Here is a 21,623-nt window from a genome sequence, read left to right as displayed (position 1 = left end):
GGCGTGGGTCCGGCTGGATCCCCGCCTCCGTTTCGCCTGAGTCCGGCCTGAGTCCGACTGGAGTCCGACTGGAGTCCGACTGGAGTCCGGCCGGAGTGAAATTGTCCGGCGACACCGATTCGTTCCCCCGGGAGTAGTGACATACCGCTTGGTATGTGCGCAGAATCAGCGGACCCTTACTGCCGCGTAGCGCCCACCGGGAGGACGCCGTGCTCAGCACCATGCAGGACGTACCGCTGACTGTCACCCGCATCCTGACCCATGGGATGACCATCCACGGGAAGTCGCAGGTCACGACCTGGACCGGAGAGCCCGAGCCGCACCGGCGCAGCTTCGCCGAGATCGGCCGGCGGGCCATCCAGCTCGCCCACGCCCTGCACGACGAGCTCGGCATCGACGGGGACCAGAGGGTCGCGACCCTCATGTGGAACAACTCCGAGCACGTGGAGGCGTACCTCGCCATCCCGTCGATGGGCGCCGTCCTCCACACCCTCAACCTCCGGCTCCCCGCCGAGCAACTGGTCTGGATCGTGAAGCACGCCGACGACAAGGTCGTCCTCGTCAACGGCTCCCTGCTGCCGCTCCTCGCCCCGCTGCTCCCCCAGCTGACGTCGCTGGAGCACGTGGTCGTCGCGGGCCCCGGCGACCGCTCCGTCCTGGACGGCGCCGCGGTGCGGGTGCATGACTACGAGGAACTGATCGCCGGCCGTCCCACCACCTACGACTGGCCCGAGCTGGACGAACGCCAGGCCGCCGCCATGTGCTACACCTCCGGCACCACCGGGGATCCCAAGGGCGTCGTCTACTCCCACCGTTCGATCTACCTGCACTCCATGCAGGTCAACATGTCCGAGTCGATGGGACTGACGGACAAGGACACCACCCTGGTGGTCGTGCCGCAGTTCCACGTCAACGCATGGGGTCTGCCGCACGCCACGTTCATGTCCGGCGTCAACATGCTGATGCCGGACCGCTTCCTGCAGCCGGCCCCGCTCGCGGACATGATCGAGCGCGAGCGTCCGAGCCACGCCGCGGCCGTCCCCACCATCTGGCAGGGCCTGCTGGCCGAGGTCACCGCGAACCCCCGGGACCTCACCTCGATGGCCAACGTCACCATCGGCGGTGCCGCCTGTCCGCCCGCACTCATGGAGGCGTACGACAAGCTCGGCGTCCGCCTCTGCCACGCCTGGGGCATGACGGAGACCTCGCCGCTCGGCACCATGGCCAACCCGCCCGCCGGCCTGACCGAGGAGGAGGAATGGCCCTACCGCATCACGCAGGGCCGCTTCCCGGCCGGCGTGGAGGCGCGGCTGGTCGGCCCCGCCGGCGAGCACCTGCCGTGGGACGGCGAGTCGGCCGGTGAGCTGGAGGTACGCGGTGCCTGGATCGCCGGCGCGTACTACGGCGGCGCCGACGGTGAGGCGCTGCGGCCCGAGGACAAGTTCAGCGAGGACGGCTGGCTGAAGACCGGCGATGTCGGGGTGATCAGCGAGGACGGCTTCCTCACGCTCACGGACCGGGCCAAGGACGTCATCAAGTCCGGTGGCGAGTGGATCTCCAGCGTCGAGCTCGAGAACGCGCTGATGGGGCACCCGGATGTCGCCGAGGCCGCGGTCGTGGCCGTACCCGACGACAAGTGGGGCGAGCGTCCGCTCGCGACCGTCGTCCTCAAGGAGGGCGCCACCGCCGACTACGAGGCGCTGAAGGCGTTCCTCGCCGAGTCGGGCATCGCCAGGTGGCAGCTGCCGGAGCGCTGGTCGGTCATCGCTTCCGTGCCGAAGACGAGCGTCGGGAAGTTCGACAAGAAGGTCATCCGCAAGCAGTACGCGGCGGGCGAGCTGGACATCACCCAGCTCTGATCCGCGCGGCGCGGCGCGGCGGTACGCGAAGACGACGAGGGCGGTACGGGATCACTCCCGTACCGCCCTCGTCCGTGTGCGCCGATGACCGTCGCCGACAGCCGTGAGTGCCCCGCGTGTGCCGACGACGGCCCGCGGCCCGTTCGTGCCGATGACCGTCCGCGGCCCGTTCGTGCCGACGACCGTCCGCGGTCAGTTCGTCCCGATCTTCGCGAGCAGGTCGACGATGCGGGACTGCACCTCGTCGCTCGTCGAGCGCTCGGCCAGGAAGAGGACCGTCTCGCCCGAGCTCAGCTTCGGCAGCTCCGAGCGGTTCATGTCGGCCGAGGTGTAGACGACCAGCGGGGTGCGGTTCAGCCGGCCGTTGGCGCGCAGCCAGTCGACGATCCCGGCGCGGCGGCGGCGTACCTGCATCAGGTCCATGACCACCAGGTTCGGCCGCATCCGGGTCGCGAGCGAGACCGCCTCGCTGTCCGTCGCGGCGCAGGCGACCTGCATGCCGCGCCGCTCCAGGGTCTGCGTCAGCGCGAGCGAGATCTCCTCGCTCTCCTCGATCAGCAGGACACGCGGCGGATGCTGTTCGCTGTCGCGCGGGGCGAGGGCCTTCAGGAGTACGGCGGGGTCGGCACCGTACGCCGCCTCCCGCGAGGCCTGTCCGAGACCGGCGGTCACCAGCACCGGCACCTCGGCCGCCACCGCTGCCTGACGCAGCGACTGGAGGGCCTTGCGGGTGATGGGCCCGGTCAGCGGGTCCACGAAGAGCGCGGCGGGGAACGCCGCGATCTGCGCGTCGACCTCCTCGCGCGAGTGCACGATCACCGGCCGGTAGCCGCGGTCGCTCAGCGCCTGCTGGGTGGAGACATCGGGGGCCGGCCAGACGAGGAGCCGGCGCGGGTTGTCCAGCGGCTCCGGGGGCAGCTCGTCGTCGACGGGCTGCGGGGACGGGCGGTTGGCGACCTCGACGGCACCGCCGGGCCCGTCCAGCGGCTCCGGTCCCTCGACGGCACCCTCGTCGGGCGCCCCTATCGCGTACGCACGTCCTTCGGCCGCCGGAGCGGCGAGCAACTGCCCCGAACCCTGTCCCTGCACGGTGCCGGCACCGCCCACGGGTCCGGCGGTGCCACCGGGGCCGGTCTGCGCGGCGGGCGGCTGCGGTGCGGGGGCCGGGACGTGGGCGTGGGGCGCGGTGGTGGCCGCGGGCGGCAGGGCGGCACGTTCGTTGCGGTCGCCCTCCGGCGGTGCGGCGAGCTTGCGGCGCCGGCCGGCTCCGCCCGCGCCGCCGCCGAGCGTCTGGTTCTGCTGGTGAGCGATGTGCTGGGCGAACGGAACGCCCTGCCCGAGCGTCCGCACGCTGAACGCGCGCCCCTGCGTCGAGTCCGGCGACCCGGCAGGCATGGGCGCCTCGGCGGGCAGCGGTTGCCGCCGCGCGTCCGGACCGGGCGAGAGCGTGCGCGGCCGGCTTCCGTCGTGGGCGGCGGCCGGGCCCGCCGGGCCGACCGGTTCCGCGGGGCAGTCAGCGCCCTCAGGAGCGGCGCCGCGGGCGTTGCCGGCGGTGGTCGTCCCGGTGGTGTGCGTGGTCGGCCCGGCGGTGGTCGTCCCGGTGGTGTGCGTGGTCGGCCCGGAGACGGGCAGGCCCGCGTCGGCCTCGGGCCCGTCCTGGGCGGCCGGGCCCTGACCCGACGCGTCGTCCCTGCCCCAGCCGCCGGGCTGCGCGGGCGGCGACGGCTGGTCGGAGGGGCCGGGGCCGGTCGTCTGCCCGCCCTGCTCCTCCTGCCGAGCCTGCGCAGCCTGAGGCGCTTCGGCGTGCCTGGCCCGGCGGCGCCCGGTCGGGAGCGGGTGCGCCTGCGGCGGGGTGTGGTCGTGCTCCGGCGCACCGGACACCGCGTCATGGCGCCCGGGCAGCGAAGCGTCCGCCTCTCCGGCGGTGGGCGGCACCCGGTCGGCATCCGCCGGCGGGAGCGCGAAGGGGACGCGCGGGCCCGCCTCGGCCTGAGCGGCCCGGTCCTGGGCGGCCGACAGAGCACGACGAGCGCGCCGCCCGGTCGGCTGCTGCGCAGCACCTGGCTGCGCCTGCCCTGCCTGAGCCGACGGACCGGCCTGCGCCTGTCCGTGCGACGCCTGCCCGTGCGACAGGCCGGTGTCGTCGTGTCCGGGCTGTCCGGGGTAGGCCGCGGGCCCAGCGGCCTCCAGGGAGACGCCGGCGGCCGGAAGCGCCAGTTGGTCGCCGCCGCCCCGGTGCGCCCGGTGCCCGCCCGACGGCACCGGGATCGGCGCCTCGGCCGGAACACCCTGAGGCGGGACGGTCTGACCGCGCTGCGGACGGCCACCGGCCCCCTGGGCGCCCTCGGCCGCCGTCACCACGGACCCCTCCGAAGGCGCGGGCGCAGCGGCCGCGGGCAGTGCGAGCGCCTGCCCCGGGCCCTGCGGCACGGCATCGGACGGGGCACCGGTCTCCGCCGGGCTGGGCCGGCCGCGCCTGCGGCCTGAGCCGCTTGTCTGCGGGGCCGGAACGAGTTCGTGCGGGCCCGCCGCATCGGCCACGGGCGCGTTCGCGGATGCTTCGACCAACTCCGGGGCGGGGTTCGCGCCCGCCTCCCGGCGTGCACGCCGGCGCCCGGTGGGCTCGGCCGCCCCCGTGTCGGCGGGACCGATCTCGCCGGTGCCGTCGGGGCCGCCCATGGGGCTCTCCAGGAACGCGTCCGTGGAGCTTCGGCGCGCCCGGCGGCCACGCCTGCCGCCCTCGGCAACCGCGACCTCGCCCGACGCCCCGGAATCGCCCAGGACCTCGGACACCGGCGGAACAACGGCGGCCTCGGGCGCGAGCGGCGGAGCCACAACCGGGTCAGGAACCATCGGCGGAACTACGGCCGCGTCGGGCACCATCGGCGGAGCCACGGCGGCCTCGGGGGCCATCGGCGGCATCACGGTGCCGGAACCCGCGCCGAGCGGGACCTCGAGCACGTACGCGCTGCCGCTCATCCCCGGCATCTCATGGGTCTGGAGCACACCGCCGTGCGCCCGCACGATCCCGCGCACGATCGGCTCGTGCACCGGGTCTCCCCCGGCGAACGGCCCGCGCACCTCGATCCGTACGACGTCACCGCGCTGTGCCGCCGCCACGACGACCGTCGAGTCGACGTAACCGCCGCCCGGCGTCAGCCGGGCCTTGCCGGTGGAGTCGACCCCGGCGACGTCCGCGACCAGATGCGCGAGTGCGGTCACGAGCCGTCCGGCGTCGACCTCGGCCTCGATCGGCGGAGCGTGCACGGCGAACTGGGCCCGGCCGGGGCCGATCAGCTCGACCGCCGCGTCGATCCCCGCCGTCACCACACCGTCGAGCAGCACGTTCGTCTTGACGAGCGCTTCGGAGCCGCCGTCCAGACGCTGGTAGCTCAGCACGTTGTCGACGAGCGTCGTCATCCGCGCATAACCCGCGGCCAGGTGGTGCAGGATCTGGTTGGCCTCGGGCCACAGCTGGCCCGCGGGGTCGGCGGCGAGCGTGGACAGCTCGCTCCGGAGCTCCTGGAGCGGCCCGCGCAGCGACTCGCCGAGCACGGCGGTCAGCTGGGTGTGCCTGGCGGACAGGTCGGCCAGCCGTTCGGCCTGCTCCTCCAGCTCGGAGGCGTAGCGCTCGGTGCGGTCCGCGAGTTCGGCCGCGTGCTGTTCCGTCAGTCCGGTGACCTCGGCGGTGTGCCGCTCGGTGAGTTCCGTGACCTTCGCGGTGTGGGTCGCGGTCAGCTCGGCGACCTCGGTCCTGCGCTTCTCGTCGAGCTCCTCGTACGGCCGGCGGTCGGTGAACGTCATGACCGCGCCGACGAGCTGGTCGCCGTCGCGCACGGGCGCGGTGGTCAGGTCCACGGGCACCTGCGCGCCGCTCTTGGACCACAGGACCTGCCCGCGCACGCGGTGCTTGCGCCCCGACTTGAGGGTGTCCGCCAGCGGCGACTCCTCGTACGGGAACGGCTCGCCCTCGGCCCGCGAGTGCAGGATCAGCGGATGCAGCTCCCGGCCGCCCAGGTCGGTGGCGCGGAAGCCGAGGATCTGGGCGGCGGCGGGATTGACCAGTACGACGCGGCCGTCCGTGTCCGTGCCGACGACACCCTCGGACGCTGCCCGCAGGATCATCTCGGTCTGGCGCTGCGAGCGGGCCAGCTCGGCCTCGGTGTCGACGGTGCCCGACAGGTCGCGTACGACGAGCATCAGCAGCTCGTCACCCGTATAGCTGCCGCTGTACGTGTTCTGGACGTCCCGGTACGCCGCCTGCCCGTCCTCCAGGCTGGCGCTCGTCACCTCGACGGGGTACTCGTTGCCGTCGGTACGCCGCGCGGTCATCCGCGTGGGCTTGGTCCGGCCCCGCTCGTCCGCAGCCTCCGGCCTCCGCATCGACCCCGGGATCAGCTTGGAGTCGAACTCCGGCAGCAGATCGAGCAGTCCGCGACCGACGAGCGCGGTGCCCGGAGTCTCGAACATTTCGAGGGCGATGGTGTTGGCGTTGACGACCGTACCGTTGCAGTTGACGAGCAGAAGCCCGTCCGGAAGGGCGTCGAGTATGGCTGCGAGGCGAGCAGCGCCTCGGGATGGCCTGCTGCTCACGACGACGCTTCCTCCCTGATTACTGCACCTTGCCGACAGCGGGCCCCATCTTGCCCCTCGGGCCTCAGGCTGTCACTGGAGGAGTCTAAAGGCAGGGGAGGGGCAAGGGGCGGCGGATGAGGGGGAGCTCTCACCAAGGTTCTGTGCATACGGTGTACGACTCCGGCCCCTCACGTGCCCCCGCGTACCCCTCGGACCGCCCCGAACCCGGTACAGCCGCAGCTCACCGGACGTTGGGGAGCACCGGCCGCAGGCTGTTCCAGCGCCCGATCTCGCACCCGTTGGTCCGCTCGAACGCGGAGTCGATGCTTCGCCCTTCCCATGTTCCGGTGATCCGGGCGGTGGCCCCTCCGCCGAACTGCTGCGTGCACATCGCGTTCCGGGACACCGGCGCGAACGGGTCCGCGCCCTCGCCCGGCAGCTGCGCCAGCCGGTCACAGGCCTGCTGCGCCACGGGGTGGCTGCCACCGGCCGGATCGCAGTCCAGCTCGTACGTCCCGTCGGCCTCCGGGTTCCCCGACCCGGAGACGACCACGGTGAGGTGCGTGCCGGCGTCGTCGTTCTGGAGCACGGGCAGCGGCAGCGGCAGCGGCAGGGGACCGGTCACGGCCGTCGCCGCAGGGGCGGCGGCCGACAGCGCGGCCAGCGACACGACGGCAGTGAGGGCGAGACGACGCATCATTGCGGACTCCTGTGGTCGTACGTGTCGCCGGCACCGGCCGGCGACGAAGAAGAACGAAGGGCGGACGCCCCGCCCTGACTAACGCTCCGGACGCCACGGCGTTGCGCAACCGGAGGCGCTTTGCCCTCGCGGCCGACTGCCTAGTACCGTAGGCGGCGATTGGTGACGCAGCGCTCAGCTGTGTCATCATCTGCACACACCACTCGCGCTCGCGCGGGGTGTGCTGGAGGCGTCGCCTAGTCCGGTCTATGGCGCCGCACTGCTAATGCGGTTTGGGTTTTAAAACCCATCGAGGGTTCAAATCCCTCCGCCTCCGCTTGATCACCGAAGCCCCGTGCCATTGGCACGGGGCTTCGGCCGTTCCTGGGCCGGGAGGAGCCGGGTGGGGCTGGGAGGGGTGTGACGGGGGTCGGCCGGGGGGTGTCCCGAACCGGTGATCCCGCAGCTCAGCAGCGGTGCGGCTAATGGATTTCGCGTCACGGCGCAGGTCATGTAATGTTGTTCTCGCAACGCCGACGGGGCAGAAAAAAGCCCGGAACGCACAAGCACTCGTAGCTTAACGGATAGAGCATCTGACTACGGATCAGAAGGTTGCAGGTTCGAATCCTGCCGAGTGCACAGCAAGCCAGAGGTCCTCAGGAGAAATCCTGAGGGCCTCTCGCGTTGCCCGTACAGCAGCGAAGTGCAGCCACCGTGTCGGCCGGTACCGCCCATCGTGTCGGACAGTCGGCCGTTCCACGGTGTGTGGGCCGATGGCGGACGGTACCGCCGTTCATCGGAAAGTGCCGACCGTCGGCTCACGGAGGATGAGAGGGGCGGGGATCTACGGCCTGCAACATAGTCCCGAGGTGGCTCCCGGGGACCTTTGTGCCCGCCCCTCTTGACCGCGGACCTTGCAGGTTCTCCGACCGGTCTCCAGCCACCAGGCAATCTAGCAAGTGGCACTGACAACGGTCCGGCTCCAGGGGGAGCGACGGTGCCTTGCTCCTGTGCGGCGGCGCAGCACCGCGACCAGCGCAGGCGGCATCGAGAGCATCCATGGTCTTCCGTTACGGAGGGCCGCTATGGTCGCGGCATGGGGGGACTGGACGTCAAGGTGCGGCTGAAGCCGTGCAAATGGTGCAGGCGGCCGATCAAACAGGGCCGTTGGTGGCGGCCGAAGCGGTACTGCAGCCGGTGGCATCAGGTGAAGTACCGGGTCGTTGACCTGGTCGGGAACGTGCTGGACGGCCTCTGAGCGCTTTACTCGGCATCGTCATGGCAGTGACGGGGTGAGGGCTCACCCCGTCAATGAGTGAGCCCTCACTCCGCTGAGGTCGCAGTCGATGTGCCGGGCCGGACCGGACGTCCGCCCGCCTCCCGGCCGACGGCCGTGTGGGCGTGCGGATCGTTCCAAGAGCGTCCGCAGGATGTCATGGCTCCGTCACCGCCATGGCCCGGGTGCCATCCCGGCACCACCATGTGCGTACGTGCATCACGCCAGGGGGGACCATGCGCATCCGTACCACCACCGCGGCCATCGCCGCCGCACTCGCCTTCGCCGTCGTCGGTTGCAGCAGCGACAGCAAGGCCGACGCCACCAGGAGCAGCGCACCCGAGGCGTCGAGCAGCGCGGAGGACAGCGACACCGGCGCGGACGACAGCGGCGCCACCAAGGACAGCGGCCTTCCGCCCGAGCCCACCGGTGCTGCGCGGGACGCGGTCCTCGCGGCGGTGAGGGACGTCAACGGCAACCTCACCCACGATGAGGACAAGGCCATCGACGCGGCCCGCAACCAGTGCGCGGCCCTCGACGGCGGCGCCGCGAACACGGACCACACGGCCGCGCAGCGGTTCTCCTACGACGGCATCACGCTGACCGACGACGATGGCAGCCACATCAACATCGGGCTGCGCAAGACGCTCTGTCCCGCGTCCTGACGGGGTGGGCAGGCGCAGGGCCCTCAGGAGCAGCCCTGAGGGTCTTGGCGTCGCCCGCTAACTGCCCCGGCTCAGCCCAGCTGCTCGGCCAGGCCGACGATGATGCCCTCCGGCCCGCGGACATAGCAGAGCAGGTAGCTGTCCTCGAACCGGGCGATCTCGCCGACGAGTTCGGCGCCGTGAGGGCGCAGGCGGGCGACCGTGTCCTCGAGGTCGTCGACGGCGAACATGACGCGGTGGGTGCCGATGATGTTGTGGGGCCGGTTGCGTGGTTCGTCGCGGGTCGCCGCGGGGGTCCGGTACTTCGCCAGTTCGAGCCGGCTGTGACCGTCCGGGGTCCGGACCATCGCGATGTCGCAGCTGACGCCGTCAAGTCCGGTGCACTGGTCGGCGACGAGGCCCTCGACCGTCGCCCTGCCCTCCAGCTCCATACCGAGCTCCACGAAGAACGCGACGGCGGCGTCCAGGTCCTCGACCACGATGCCGACGTTGTCCATCCGCTGAATCGCCATGCTGGCTTCTCCTTCTTCCCTGTACGGCCGGTGGCGGCCCCTGATGCTCCTGGGACGGAGCCGGTGGCACGTTCTCGACATCCCCGGTTCGCCGGACTCCGAAGAATCCTGGCCGCTCCTCAGCCGAGATTCGTCCGGATGGACGTACAGACGCCAGTTCTTCGGGCGGGAGCGGCGGCTTCGAACGGTCTACTGCGCCCACGGACCCGTGTTGTCGGTCCCCCTTCAAAGGATCACGGCCTGCCTGACGCCTTCACCGTCCTGTGGGCTCCCGATCATGCGGAGGAGGGCAGTTGCTCGCGCACCCATGCAGGATCGGGGTTGGTGTGTGACCGGCCGGCCACGACGACGGTCGGCACCGTCTCGTTGCCCTCGTTGGCTGCCCTCACCGCTGCCGCTCCATCCGGGTCCTGCCAGATGTTGACCCAGTGCAACTGGCGGGCGCGACGGCCCAACCGGAAGCGCAGGCGAAGGCAGTACTTGCAGCCCGGACGCCAGTAGACGATCGGCCGCCCGTCGACCGCGCTGCGGCGTTGTGCCTCCGGCGCACTCATGGAACTCGGGAAGACCAGGGACGAGTGCATGCCCGCGAGCAGCACGAACATCAGCAGGAGTGCTGCGGCTTCGCCGGGACTCCCACTGAGCACCAATCCGGTCGCAACGAGCAAGCCGCAGAGCGCAAACAGCGTCGGCAGGATCCAGGTGCGCATCATGATGACGCAGGCTATCGACGAATCGAGTTACTTCGCTCGCGACTTCTCGTCGCCACTGGTCCGGCAAGTGCCTGCACACGGCCGGTTGCGGACGGATCCACCCTGCCCGGCAGCGAGTGATCACCCGCACCACATCGCGGGACGTGACCCACTGCTGCGGGCGGTGCCGGCAGCGGCCCTGCCGCGGTGTGGCGGGCGTACCGTGGCAGCGTGGCAAACGAAGACCTCGGACGGACCTTGCGCCGCTTGCGCCGTCTGGCCTCCCTGACACAGGAAGAGCTGGCTGAGCGGTCCGATGTGTCCGTTGACGTGATCCGGCACCTCGAACAGGGGCGGAAGCATTCGGCCCGCCTCCCAACGCTCCACGCGCTGGCGAACGGTCTTGGTGTGGAGCTGACCACGCTTCTGGGCGACCCCCCCCGCTGTGGCGTCCACGGGGGAGAGCGACGGACCGCGCTTCGTAGCGGTGCGGCGTGCCATCATGCCGACGCTCTGGGGACCGAAGCCAGAACTGCCGGGGCCCGACTTCTCGTTGGACCGCTTGCGGGAGCAGATCGCCGACGGTTGGACGCAGTATCACTCCGCCGAGTTCGACACGGTGATGAAGGCGCTGCCGGAATTGATCTCGGATGCTCGTGGGGTCACCGCCTCGGGCCGTGACAACGACGACGACCGCCGGGCCGGTTTCGCGTGCCTGGGTAAGGCACTTCAGCTCGCTGGGCACGTCGCCGTGCGGATGGGCAAGACGGACCTCGCTCTCATCAGCCTGGAACGCGCGATAGACGCCGCAGGGCGGTCGTCCGATCCCCTGCTTATGCCGATGATCGTCAACTCCACGGCGTGGACCTATCAGCGGCAAGGACGCCTGGAGGACGCGCTGACCATCGCGCTCCGTACCGCCGATGACATGGCCGAAGCAGGCCGTACCGGCACGGCCGACGGTCTGAAGGTGTGGGGCGCGCTGACCATGAGTGCCGCCACGTCCGCCGCACGGAGTGGCGACTACGAGCGCGCGGCGGCGATGATGGAGACGGCGGAGAAGGAAGCCGCCCGCGTGGCGAAGCTGCCCGACGGTGGGGACAACCGCATGGTCAGCGTCTTCAGCCCGTCGTCGGTCCGCATCGAGCGCGTTCGGCTGGCCGTCCAGTACGGGCATCCGCAGGATGCCCTGGCGCTGGCAAAAGGAATGCGGCTGAGCAAGGACACGCCGCCGTCCTGGCGGACATGGCTGCTGCTGGACGTGGCACGGGCCCACACGGACGTCGGGGACGCGGCCGGAGCGGTGAAGACCCTGGAGTCCCTTCGGCGGGTGGCGCCGACGTGGATGCAGCACCACACGCTGGCCGTGGCCATCGTGCGCGACCTCTGGGCGCTCCCCAACCACCCGGCCGGCCTCCGGTCGCTGGCGGAGTTCCTGGGGGTCGATTAGCGGGGCAGAAGTGGGACGTTACGTCCCTGTCAGCGTCCCTGGCAGGTCGCTCCCAACGGGTCACGTTCTGGGCGATGCTGCGTGGGTCTCTGCTGCCGCTCCTGGTCTGGGCCGGTGTCGCGTCCTGGGCGTGCTTCCTCTACGACCCGGTCGTGGCCCTGGTCCTCGGCGGGCTCTTCGTGCTGTCGTTCCTTGTGGGGTTCGGGCTCCGCCGCAGAGCAAGGCATTCGGTCCGCTGCAGCGTCTACGGTGCCGTGGGTGGCGTGCTCGACAAGTCCATGGCCGGCTTCTGAGGGGTGACGGGAGACGGCGGGCCCGGCCGTGGCGGAGGACAGTACGCCGCGTGCACGGTGAGCGTGCCGCCCGGCCCGGACCCTCCGTGGATCGTTACGCGTTCCTCGTCGCCGGCGGCGATCGGCCGGCCGCAGCGGTCGCACGTCAGCGGCAACGCCCGTTCCTTCGGGCAGGAGTGGCAGCTGCGCGGGAACCAGCGGACCACCGATCCATGCGCCTCGGCCAGCTGCGGGCCGAGGTCGCGGACCGCGCCGGTGTGCAGGGCCGTTCCGCAGAAGACGCAGTGCACGCCGCGCTGCTGCTGCGCGGAGAGCGTGACGAGCGGAGGCAGCGTGACGAGCCGCCTGTCGGGTGGAGGGGGCGGGGTGGAAGGATGGCGCATGGTCGGTCTCCTGGTGAACTCAGGTTCTGACTGGCCCCGGCCGAGCGGAGGTGCGAACTCCGGGCCGGGGCCGTTCTGTTGCTACGGGACCGTTGGTGGGCCTCGCGAGAACGAAGTTAAACCCCGGGGTTGAATCGCGTCAAGCCCGGGGTTTACAGTCGTGCTGGCCGCGCCGCAGGAGGGAGCGCGGGGATGGTGAATGACCCTGAGCAGATCCAGGAGGTGAATCGCCTGGTGGAAGCCATCGCGGCATTCAGGGACATCGAGGACGACGAGGCTTGCGCCTTGGCCGTGTCGCGGGCCTTGGAGGAGTGGCCCAGTTATCAGACGGCGCTCCGACAACTGCGCCAGCAGCGTGTCAACGCCCTGAAGGAACAAGGCAGGACATGGAAGGAAATCGGGCAGCTCCTCGGAGACATCTCCGCGGCCCGGGCCCAGCAGATCGGCAAGGGTCAGAGCGGGGCCCAACGACGCCGGGCCGACCGGGAAGCGCAAGGGTCTGCTGCCGAGTAGCAGAACGGCCGAGCGGTGTAGAGACCGCCCGGCCGTAGTGACCAGCGGGTGATCACCCCGCCGATCCGAAATCCACCCTGAAGAGAAGGATTCGTCCTCGATCGTAGGTCCGGTACCCGCGTGGTGACCACTCCCATGCCCTGAGTCGTCCGGAAAAAGATCTCTTCCGCGGCCCCGACAGCCGCCCCACACCCCACGGACTGTGATGCGCCACCCCACCGGCGCGGCTTCGTGCTGCGCTTCTCCGTCATGCCCGGATCCGGCATGGGCCCCCGTTCCCCGTATCCATCAGGAGCTCGATGCGACGGCCTCGCGGCAGGCCCGGCCGCGCGCCTGGCTGCGGGCCGTCGTGTGGCTCGTCGAGGCGGGGCTGCACCGCCGGGCCGGGGCGACGACGCTGGCCGTCGCGCGGGATCTGGCCGGGCGGATGGACTACCGGCTCGGCTTCGTGCTGTACGACCTGGAGGGCACCGCCGCCCGGTGCGGGGTCTCGGTGGCGACGGTGAAACGGCACGTGCGGGTGTTACGTGAGCTCGGTGCGCTGGTCTGGCGCCGGCACGGGACGAAGCGGAACCTGCACCTGCCCGGCCGCCGGTACGCGGGCACGGCGACGGTCTACGCGGCGACGATTCCGGCCGTGTACGACGCGGCGATGGGCCACCGCCTGGAGGGCACGGGATACGGCGCGCGGGTGTGCGGGGTGACGGGCGCGGGCCGGGAGCGTGCGGTCACGGCCGTGCAAGCAAGGCTCCGGCCGCCTGTGGATAACCCGCGTGCGGGACAGCGCAGTTCGGGCAGGCGTGCACCCCATTCTTCCGGGCGCCACCACCACGTACCCACAGCTGATGTGGAGGAGAAGGGGAACTACACCTCGCGCAGGTCCCCGCTTCAGGTCGCCCGGGACATCGCCCTCGCCCGGCAGGTGCGGCCGCTCGTCGCCTGGGTCCAGCGCGAAGGGCTGCGCCGTCTCGCGTACGCGCTGCGCCCGCTCATCGACCGGGGCCTCGACGCCCGCGCCATCGCGGCCGAGCTCCACGGCCTGGCTGCCGGATGGCGACCGGTCCGTCCGGCGGCCTGGATCACCGCCGCTCTGGGGCGGGACCAGGAGGAGCCGGTGGCCCATGGGCGTACGGAGCCGCCCGAGGCGTTCCGTCGCTCCGTGACCGATACACGGGAGCCGTGGGCGGTGGTGGGTGCCGACAGCCCGGCGTACGGCGTCGAAGGGCTGACCCGTGGGGAAGTCGTCCAGTTGCGCTCGGCCGCCGCAAGCGATCCGGGTCTGGTGATCGCCGCCCTGGAGAACCTCGGCGAGCGGGACGCCCGCCGGCTGTACACGAACCGGCTCGTGGACGAGGTGCTGCTGTACGAGTTCACCGGAGTGCGCCGTGCTCGTATCGACGCGCGGCACGACCCCGCCCTCATGTGATGGGCAGGGGGACGAGAGGATCCGCACACCACAAAGGCTAGGACGAGGAAGAACTGATGAACAGACAGACCCCGCTCAGCGCTGCGGCTTTGTATGGGGCCGCCGCAACCAGTGCCGTCATGGGCGCCCTGCTGTGGTTGCGCAGCCGGAACAGCTCGGCAGACAGCTTGTTCCTGTACGGAGGCTCGGGTTCCGAGATCCACAGTCCGTCGGCCTGGCGGGTGTGGTCGTCGGCGGTGACCGAGGAACGCCTTGGTATGTATCTCCTCGGGGCCGCGCTGGCACTGGCCCTGGCGGCGCGCTTGGTTGCCACCTGGCGCGATCGGCGCGAACACGGCGAAGGACCCGTGCCGGAGTGATCTTCCTGGCGGCTGTGCCGACCCGTACGGTGCTTTCGTGGCGAAGCGCGCGGGGCGGTGACACGGCATGAGCCGACGACGGTACGTGGCCAGAGGGGTGCCGGGCGGGTACCGCATCTGGGACAACCGGGGCGGCCGTTGGTGGGGTGACCACTATGAGCTCTGCCCCGATGATCTGCTCGCGGCGTTGAACAAGGGTGCCGACTACGCGCAGATCACCGCCCTGCTCAAGAGGTACCGGGCACAGAAGCGCTGAGCCGCTGTGCCCGGCACGGGCCCTGCGTGCCGCCGTGGTTCAGGCCTCGGCGTTGGCGGCGGTGGCGGCGGCCACCTGGGGCTGCTGCCCCGCCCGGACCACCGGGCGGCGGCGGGACGGGACGCCGAGGGTCGGGTGGGCGACGCCCCAGGCCGCGCCCTTGCAGACCATCTCCTTGTAGACGGCGGCGAGACGGCCGGTCAGGGCCGCACTGACGGCGCGGTCGTCGGCCGTGACGTACTGGATGAGGCCTTCCTTGCGGCCCAGCGAGATGCACTGGTTGAAGTAGCGGAGCGGGGTCTTCGGCGGCTTCGTGCCCGTCAGGCGGGCCGCGATGGCGTCGGCGGCCTGCCATGCGGTGGGGACGCCCGAGGCGCACGACATCCGCAGGGGCTTGTCGCCCGGGCCGGCCACCAGGGCCGCGTCGCCGATGGCGTACACGTCCGGGTGCGACAGCGAGCGCATGGTGGCGTCGACCACGATCTGGCCGGTGTCGGAAACCTCCAGCGCGGAGGCCTGCGCGATCGGGTGGACCGCGAAGCCGGCGGTCCAGACGGTGACGGCGGCGGGGAGGGACGTGCCGTCCGCGGTCGTGACGTAGCCGGCGGCCACCTCGGTGACGGCGGTGTGCTCGTGGACCGTGATGCCGAGCTTGCCGAAGACCTTCCGCAGGTGCCCGCGGCCCTTGGGGGACAACGTGTCGCCGAGGCCGCCGCGGACGGCGAGGGCGATGTCCAGGTCCGGGCGGGACTCGGCGAACTCGGTCGCGGCCTCCAGGCCCGTGAGGCCGCCGCCGATGACGAGGACCTGCTGCCCGGCGTCCAGGGCGGCGAGGCGTTCACGCAGCCGGAGCGCGCCCGGGCGGCCGGCGATCTCGTGGGCGTGCTCGGCGGTGCCGGGGACGCCCTGGCTGTTCCAGCCGCTGCCGAGGGCGTAGACGAGGGTGTCGTACGGAAGTTCCTCCGCGCCGGTCCCGGCGTCGTCCGTGTCCACGACCGTGACCTGCTTGCGGTCGGCGTCGACGGCGGTCACCTTCGCGTACTTCAGTGCGACGCCGGTGCCCGCGAACATCTCGCTGAACGGCCTGGGTGCCAGCTCCTGGCCGGTTGCCAGCTGGTGCAGCCGGACGCGCTCGACGAAGTCGGGTTCGGCGTTGACGAGGGTGATGGCGACATCCTCACGGCGCAGCCGCTTGGCGAGGCGGCCGGCGGCGATGGCTCCCGAGTATCCGGCGCCGAGGACGATGATGCGGTGCTGCTGCTGCATTTCCCTGCTCCTGTCTCGCGCGGTTTCGCCCCTTGAACCGGGCAGCCCGCGGTTTCCTGACAGGTGGAGAATGTGAGCCGCGTCACAGGGTGGTCAGAAGGCGGTGAACAGGGGTTCTCCGTGGTCGGATGCCGCCCAGCGCCGGGTGGCGCGTTCGAGTTTGTCCGGGTTGACCTGGCTGCGGAACGCGGCGATGCCCTCCGCGGTGATCTCCGGACAGATGACGCCGATGATGCGGCCGTTCACGATCGCCAGGAGGGCGGCGGAGCCGTTGGCGCTGGTGGCGTGGATCTCGACCGTGCCGCCTGCGAGGGCGCGCTGGGCCTTGCCGGGCTTGAACAGGCCGCGCATGAACTTCGCGACCGCGAGCGCGCCCTCGAACGCCTTGGCGCGGGCCGGGACCTTGCCGCCGCCGTCGCCGATCGCGACGGCGTCCTCGGTCAGCAGCCGCACGAGCGGCTCGGTGCGGCCGCTGGTGGCGGCCGCGAGGAACTCCTCGACGATCCGCCGGGCGGTCGCCTCGTCGACCTCGGTGCGGGCCTTGCCGTGCGCGATGTGCTTCCTGGCCCGGTGGAGGGTCTGCTGGGCGGTGGCCTCGGTGATGTCGAGGATCTCGGCGATCTCACGGTGCGGGTAGCCGAACGCCTCCCGCAGCACGTACACCGCCCGCTCGTTGGGGGACAGCCGCTCCATGAGCGTGAGGACCGCGTACGAGACGGAGTCGCGCTGCTCCACGGTGTCGGCCGGCCCGAGCATCGGGTCTCCGGCGAGCAGCGGTTCGGGGAGCCACTGGCCCACGTACGTCTCGCGCCGGGCGCGGGCCGAGGTGAGCTGGTTGAGGCACAGGTTGGTGAGGACCTTCGTCAGCCAGGCCTCGGGGACCTCGATCCGGTCCACGTCCGTGGCCTGCCAGCGCAGGAACGTGTCCTGCACGGCGTCCTCGGCCTCGCTCGCGGAGCCGAGGAGGCGGTACGCGATGGCCTCCAGGCGCGGCCGGGAGGCCTCGAACCGGTCCACGTCCTGCGCGGTCAGTGGCATGGCCCGGATCCTAACGCGCGCGGGTCCCGCCCGGCCGACCGGTGCGGTCCGCGCGGGTCCCGCCCGGCCGAACCGGTGCGGTGCGCAGGGTGTTTCACGCTGCCGGGGCCGGTGCGATGTTCTGGTTGGCGTGGAAGAAGTTGTCCGGGTCGTAGGTGTGCTTGGCGGCGGCCAGGCGGTCGTACGTGCCGCGGTACGTGGAACGGACGCGGTCCGGCTCCTCGGACTCGCCGAGGAAGTTGACGTACGCGCCGCCCATCGAGTGCGGGTGCAGCTCGGTCCAGTAGTCGACGCACCACTGACGGATGAGGCCGGCGTTCGCGGGGTCGGGGTCGATGCCCGCGATGACACCGGACCACGTGGCGTCCCGGTAGGCCCACGGGGTCGCGTCGGGGGCGACCCGGTGGGCGGCTCCGTCCACCGGGTACAGGTGCATCGTCGACAGGCCGGTGGGGAGGTCGCGGCCGTACTTCGCGTGCACCTCGATCGCCGCGTCGGAGATGGCGTCGAAGAAGTCGCCGCGCCAGTACCACTGGAGTCCCTTGGGGAGCAGGCCGTCGAACATGCTCTGGAGGGCGGGGTACGGCATGGGGCTGGTGAAGTGGAAGGCCGGTGCGGCCGGGTCGTTGACCGCGGAGAGCGCCTCCTCCAGGCGGCCGGACGCCGGGTCGCCCGTGTAGCACCAGACGACGCCGCACATCTTCTGTCCGTGGATCGGCTCGGGGAAGGGCGGTGCCGGCGGGACGGTCAGCAGGGCGAAGAAGCCGTACAGGTCGTCCGGTGCGGCGGGCAGGAAGTCGCGGTACCAGCGCAGCACCTCGGCCGTCCGGTCGACCGGCCACACCGTCACCCCGACGCCGACCGTGTTCACCGGGTGCAGCCGGTACGTGAACGAGGTGACCACGCCGAAGTTGCCGCCGCCGCCGCGCAGCGCCCAGAACAGGTCCGGGTGCTCGGTCTCCGACGCGGTGACGAAGGTGCCGTCGGCCAGGACGACGTCCGCGCCGATCAGGCTGTCGATGGTGAGGCCGTGGGCGCGGGTCAGATACCCGTGCCCGCCGCCCAGCGTGAGGCCGCCCACGCCGGTCGTCGACATGATTCCGGCCGGTACGCCGAGGCCGAAGGCGTGGGTGGCGTGGTCCAGGTCGCCCAGCTGGCTGCCCCCACCCACCTGCGCCGTCCCGGCCCCGGGATCGACGCGCACCCAGCGCATCGGGGAGAGGTCGAGGGTCAGGCCGTCCTCGACCAGGCACAGCCCGGGGCCGCTGTGGCCGCCGCCGCGCACGGCCAGGTCGAGACCCTTGTCCTGGGCGAAGGCGAGAGTGGTCCGTACGTCCGCGACGTCCACGCACTGGGCCAGGGCGGCGGGCCGGCGGTCGATCATGGCGTTGTAGAGGGCGCGGGTCTCGTCGTAATCCGCGTCGCCCGGCGCGATGACAGGGCCCCGCAAGGCGGTGCGCAAGCTGTCGAGAGCAGTGCCGTCGATGTGGCCCATGGTCGAACACCTCTGGGAGATCCTGGTGGTGAACCCACCGCCTCCAGTGTGACGCAGATCACAGCTTCAGGCGATGTGTGGGAGCATCGCTGGTTCGCAGGCGTTGGCGTCCGTCCGTTCGCACGCGTTCGCATCCGTTCGTTTGTCTTCACGTCCGAGGCTCGGGAGTTTCGTCCATGGGATGGCAGTGCACCGGCCTCCGCTGGCCCGACGAGCAGGGCGGGCCCGTCCTCGGATGGTGCCGGGGCCGGCAGACGCGAGTCAGCGCGCTGGCGTACGGGACGGCGCTCGGCTTCCGGGCTGCCGGGGTGCGGACCTGCGTCGGTGCGCGGGGCAACGCCTGCCCGATGGCGGCCCCGGTTCCGGAACGCAGTACCGGCGCGCGCTGTGCGGAGTGCGGGCGGCTGGACCGGGCCCATTCCGTGGCCGCCGACACGATTCCCGACGATCCGCGGACGTACCGCGTGTACCTGGCCTGGTTCGGGGCCGGCATGGTCAAGGTCGGGATCACCGCCGAGTCGCGGGGCGCGGCCCGGCTGCGGGAGCAGGGGGCGGTGGTCTTCAGCTGGCTGGGACGGGGGCCGCTGATGGCGGCGCGGCGAGCCGAGGAGGTGGCGCGGGCCGCGCTCGGGGTGCCCGACCGGATTCCGTACGCGCGCAAGCGGGCGGTGCGGGCGGACCTGCCGGACCCTGCCGCGCGGGTCGCCGAGGTGGCGGAGCTGTACGGACGGGCGGCGGCGCTCGACGGGCGCGGCTGGCCGGAGGCGCTGGAGCGGCTGCCGTTCGAGGCGGTCGATCACGCGGGGCTGTTCGGGATCGGGGAGGCGGACGGGCCGGCCGGACCTGTGCGGTCGGTGACCGGGCTGGTGGACGGCGGCGTGGTCGCCGGGCGGCTGGTCGCGGCGGCCGGACCGGATCTGCGGCTGGACGCGGGCGCGCACGGGGCCGTCATCGTGGACACCCGGCTGATGACCGGCTGGGCGCTGGCGGCGGCCGGTGACGGGGCCGGGGTCAGTGTGCCGACCGTGGTGGTCGGGGGCGGCGCGTTGCAGACCGGGCTGTTCTGAGACCGTCGGGAGCGATCGAGCGATCCGGAACCAACGAGGAGGCGCAGGCGCCGTATGAACGAGGAACGTGCCGAACGGGACGACGTGGTGGGGTTCCTGGAGCGGCTCGGGCTGCCCGGGATCATCGACGTGCATACGCACTTCATGCCGGAACAGGTGCTGCGCAAGGTCTGGGCGTACTTCGACGCGGTCGGACCGCTGACCGGCATGGACTGGCCGATCACCTACCGCCACGACGAGGACGAGCGGCTCGCGCTGCTGCGTTCCTTCGGCGTGCTCCGGTTCACCTCGATGATCTACCCGCACAAGGCCGGCATGGCGGCCTGGCTGAACGGCTGGGCGGCCGACTTCGCGGCCCGGGTGCCCGACTGTCTGCACACCGCGACCTTCTTCCCCGAGGAGGGCGTCGAGAAGTACGTGGCGCAGGCCGTCGAGGCGGGGGCGCGGGTCTTCAAGTCACACATCCAGGTCGGTTCGTACGACCCGAACGATCCGCTGCTGGAGCCGGTCTGGGGACTGCTCGCCGAAGCCGGGGTCCCCGTCGTGATGCACTGCGGATCCGGGCCGGCGCCCGGCACGCACACCGGGCCGGAACCGATCGGCCGGCTGCTCGCCCGGCACCCCCGGCTGCCGCTCGTCGTGGCGCACATGGGGATGCCCGAGTACACGGAGTTCCTGACGCTCGCGGAGACGTACCCGGAGGTCAGGCTCGACACGACGATGGCGTTCACCGACTTCACCGAGGACTTCCATCCGTTCCCGGTGGCGGAGCGCGGGCGGCTCGCGGCGCTCGGAGGCCGGATCCTGCTGGGGACGGACTTCCCGAACATCCCGTACCCGTACGCCCACCAGCTGCACGCCCTGGAGCGGCTGGGGCTCGGGGACGACTGGCTGCGTGCGGTCTGCCACGACAACGCGAAAGCGCTGTTCGACTGCTGAGGCCGGGGCCGGCCGCCCCGCACCCTTTCTCGGTTCTCAGGGAATTCACAGAATCGGGAAAGAACTCTCTCAGGGGCGTCTCACAAGGTTGGGGCATGACGACGACGACCTCGCCCCAGGGGCGTACCGAACTGCTCAGGCCGGACCGGACCCCCGTCCGGGTGCTGGTCGTGGACGACGAGGCCCCGCTGGCCGAGCTGCTCTCCATGGCGCTTCGCTACGAGGGCTGGGAGGTCCGCAGCGCGGGCGACGGTGCCGGCGCCCTGCGTACGGCCCGGGAGTTCCGGCCCGACGCGGTGATCCTCGACGTGATGCTGCCCGACACGGACGGGCTCGCCGTCCTCGGCCGGCTGCGCCGTGAGCTGTCCGAGGTGCCCGTGCTGTTCCTGACCGCGCGGGACTCCGTGGAGGACCGGATCGCCGGGCTCACGGCCGGCGGGGACGACTACGTCACCAAGCCGTTCAGCCTGGAGGAGGTCGTCGCCCGGCTGCGCGGCCTGATCCGGCGGTCCGGCACGGCGGCGGTACGCAGCGAGTCGACGCTCGTCGTCGGCGATCTGATGCTGGACGAGGACAGCCACGAGGTGAGCCGGGGCGGCGCGAACATCCACCTCACCGCGACCGAGTTCGAGCTGCTGCGCTTCCTGATGCGCAATCCGCGCCGGGTGCTGAGCAAGGCGCAGATCCTGGACCGGGTCTGGAACTACGACTTCGGCGGACAGGCCAACGTCGTCGAGCTCTACATCTCGTACCTGCGCAAGAAGATCGACGCCGGCCGGACGCCGATGATCCACACCCGGCGCGGGGCCGGGTATCTCATCAAGCCCGGTGAGTAGCCGCGTGAAACGGCTGGGCAGGGGGCCGTGGACGCTGCGGACCC

19 protein-coding genes, 2 tRNA genes and 1 pseudogene are annotated in these 21,623 nt (G+C 71.6%); 14 read left to right on the top strand and 8 right to left on the bottom strand.

What is annotated here, in order from left to right; translation table 11 throughout:
- Positions 1–209 precede the first annotated feature (209 nt).
- Positions 210–1,859: a long-chain fatty acid--CoA ligase gene (locus tag EAO72_RS25720; RefSeq protein WP_148019577.1), complete on the top strand. Its 1,650-nt coding sequence runs from the start codon at positions 210–212 to the stop codon at positions 1,857–1,859.
- Positions 1,860–2,051: 192 nt separating this feature from the next.
- Here the strand turns inward: EAO72_RS25720 and EAO72_RS25715 are convergent, their stop codons facing one another.
- Positions 2,052–6,452, bottom strand: a complete 4,401-nt coding sequence (locus tag EAO72_RS25715; RefSeq protein WP_148019576.1) for a PAS domain-containing protein — start codon at positions 6,450–6,452, stop codon at positions 2,052–2,054.
- Positions 6,453–6,675: 223 nt separating this feature from the next.
- On the bottom strand, positions 6,676–7,134 hold the full coding sequence (locus EAO72_RS25710; protein ID WP_148019575.1) for an SSI family serine proteinase inhibitor: 459 nt from the start codon (positions 7,132–7,134) through the stop codon (positions 6,676–6,678).
- 225 nt (positions 7,135–7,359) lie between these two features.
- Here EAO72_RS25710 and EAO72_RS25705 point away from each other — a divergent pair.
- From EAO72_RS25705 to EAO72_RS25695, 4 genes are all read left to right on the top strand, one after another.
- A tRNA-Ser gene (locus EAO72_RS25705) sits at positions 7,360–7,450 on the top strand.
- A gap of 229 nt (positions 7,451–7,679) precedes the next feature.
- A tRNA-Arg gene (locus tag EAO72_RS25700) sits at positions 7,680–7,752 on the top strand.
- A 457-nt stretch (positions 7,753–8,209) separates the two neighbouring features.
- Positions 8,210–8,371: a hypothetical protein gene (locus tag EAO72_RS42185; protein WP_187285211.1), complete on the top strand. Its 162-nt coding sequence runs from the start codon at positions 8,210–8,212 to the stop codon at positions 8,369–8,371.
- A 254-nt stretch (positions 8,372–8,625) separates the two neighbouring features.
- Positions 8,626–9,054 carry a hypothetical protein gene (locus tag EAO72_RS25695; protein WP_148019574.1) on the top strand — a complete coding sequence of 143 codons (429 nt, stop codon included), beginning with the start codon at positions 8,626–8,628 and terminating at the stop codon, positions 9,052–9,054.
- Between the two features lie 71 nt (positions 9,055–9,125).
- Here EAO72_RS25695 and EAO72_RS25690 read toward each other — a convergent pair whose 3' ends face one another.
- Complete coding sequence (locus tag EAO72_RS25690) at positions 9,126–9,566, bottom strand: VOC family protein (RefSeq protein WP_148019573.1); 441 nt, start codon at positions 9,564–9,566, stop codon at positions 9,126–9,128.
- A gap of 275 nt (positions 9,567–9,841) precedes the next feature.
- Positions 9,842–10,279: a glutaredoxin domain-containing protein gene (locus EAO72_RS25685; RefSeq protein WP_148019572.1), complete on the bottom strand. Its 438-nt coding sequence runs from the start codon at positions 10,277–10,279 to the stop codon at positions 9,842–9,844.
- 210 nt (positions 10,280–10,489) lie between these two features.
- Between EAO72_RS25685 and EAO72_RS25680 the strand changes: the two are divergent.
- A pseudogene (locus EAO72_RS25680) lies at positions 10,490–11,708 on the top strand (helix-turn-helix domain-containing protein).
- Between the two features lie 74 nt (positions 11,709–11,782).
- Complete coding sequence (locus tag EAO72_RS25675) at positions 11,783–12,001, top strand: hypothetical protein (protein WP_148019571.1); 219 nt, start codon at positions 11,783–11,785, stop codon at positions 11,999–12,001.
- On the opposite strand, the gene EAO72_RS42180 is transcribed toward EAO72_RS25675, so the two are convergent.
- Positions 11,953–12,384: a hypothetical protein gene (locus tag EAO72_RS42180; protein ID WP_187285210.1), complete on the bottom strand. Its 432-nt coding sequence runs from the start codon at positions 12,382–12,384 to the stop codon at positions 11,953–11,955. The genes EAO72_RS25675 and EAO72_RS42180 overlap by 49 nt on opposite strands.
- Positions 12,385–12,576: 192 nt before the next feature.
- On the opposite strand from EAO72_RS42180, the gene EAO72_RS25665 reads away from it, so the two are divergent.
- The 4 genes from EAO72_RS25665 to EAO72_RS25650 all read left to right on the top strand — a co-directional run bounded on the left by EAO72_RS25665 (position 12,577) and on the right by EAO72_RS25650 (position 14,938).
- A complete protein-coding gene (locus EAO72_RS25665; protein ID WP_148019570.1) occupies positions 12,577–12,897 on the top strand; it encodes a hypothetical protein in 321 nt (106 codons plus the stop codon).
- Positions 12,898–13,102: 205 nt separating this feature from the next.
- Positions 13,103–14,323: a cell wall protein gene (locus tag EAO72_RS25660; protein WP_187285209.1), complete on the top strand. Its 1,221-nt coding sequence runs from the start codon at positions 13,103–13,105 to the stop codon at positions 14,321–14,323.
- 56 nt (positions 14,324–14,379) lie between these two features.
- Entirely contained in the window at positions 14,380–14,682 is a 303-nt protein-coding gene (locus EAO72_RS25655) for a hypothetical protein (protein WP_148019569.1), read from the top strand.
- Positions 14,683–14,749: 67 nt separating this feature from the next.
- Complete coding sequence (locus tag EAO72_RS25650) at positions 14,750–14,938, top strand: hypothetical protein (RefSeq protein ID WP_187285208.1); 189 nt, start codon at positions 14,750–14,752, stop codon at positions 14,936–14,938.
- Positions 14,939–14,977: 39 nt separating this feature from the next.
- On the opposite strand, the gene EAO72_RS25645 is transcribed toward EAO72_RS25650, so the two are convergent.
- The 3 genes from EAO72_RS25645 to EAO72_RS25635 form a co-directional block, all read right to left on the bottom strand.
- Positions 14,978–16,204, bottom strand: a complete 1,227-nt coding sequence (locus tag EAO72_RS25645; protein ID WP_148019568.1) for an NAD(P)/FAD-dependent oxidoreductase — start codon at positions 16,202–16,204, stop codon at positions 14,978–14,980.
- A gap of 93 nt (positions 16,205–16,297) precedes the next feature.
- On the bottom strand, positions 16,298–17,242 hold the full coding sequence (sigJ, locus tag EAO72_RS25640) for an RNA polymerase sigma factor SigJ (RefSeq protein ID WP_148019567.1): 945 nt from the start codon (positions 17,240–17,242) through the stop codon (positions 16,298–16,300).
- Positions 17,243–17,336: 94 nt separating this feature from the next.
- Positions 17,337–18,737 (bottom strand): FAD-binding oxidoreductase, encoded by a 1,401-nt coding sequence (locus EAO72_RS25635; RefSeq protein ID WP_187285207.1) that lies wholly within the window; start codon positions 18,735–18,737, stop codon positions 17,337–17,339.
- Positions 18,738–18,913: 176 nt separating this feature from the next.
- On the opposite strand from EAO72_RS25635, the gene EAO72_RS25630 reads away from it, so the two are divergent.
- The 3 genes from EAO72_RS25630 (at position 18,914) to EAO72_RS25620 (ending at position 21,579) form a co-directional block, all read left to right on the top strand.
- Positions 18,914–19,804, top strand: coding sequence for a DUF2797 domain-containing protein (locus EAO72_RS25630; RefSeq protein WP_148019566.1), 891 nt, complete (start codon positions 18,914–18,916; stop codon positions 19,802–19,804).
- A gap of 54 nt (positions 19,805–19,858) precedes the next feature.
- Positions 19,859–20,743: an amidohydrolase family protein gene (locus EAO72_RS25625; protein ID WP_148019565.1), complete on the top strand. Its 885-nt coding sequence runs from the start codon at positions 19,859–19,861 to the stop codon at positions 20,741–20,743.
- Positions 20,744–20,838: 95 nt separating this feature from the next.
- Positions 20,839–21,579, top strand: a complete 741-nt coding sequence (locus tag EAO72_RS25620; protein WP_136329682.1) for a response regulator transcription factor — start codon at positions 20,839–20,841, stop codon at positions 21,577–21,579.
- Positions 21,580–21,623 lie beyond the last annotated feature (44 nt).

This window comes from Streptomyces sp. OR43, from assembly GCF_008042275.1.
Taxonomy (GTDB): domain Bacteria; phylum Actinomycetota; class Actinomycetes; order Streptomycetales; family Streptomycetaceae; genus Streptomyces.
This window is presented reverse-complemented; position numbering and strand designations above follow the sequence as displayed.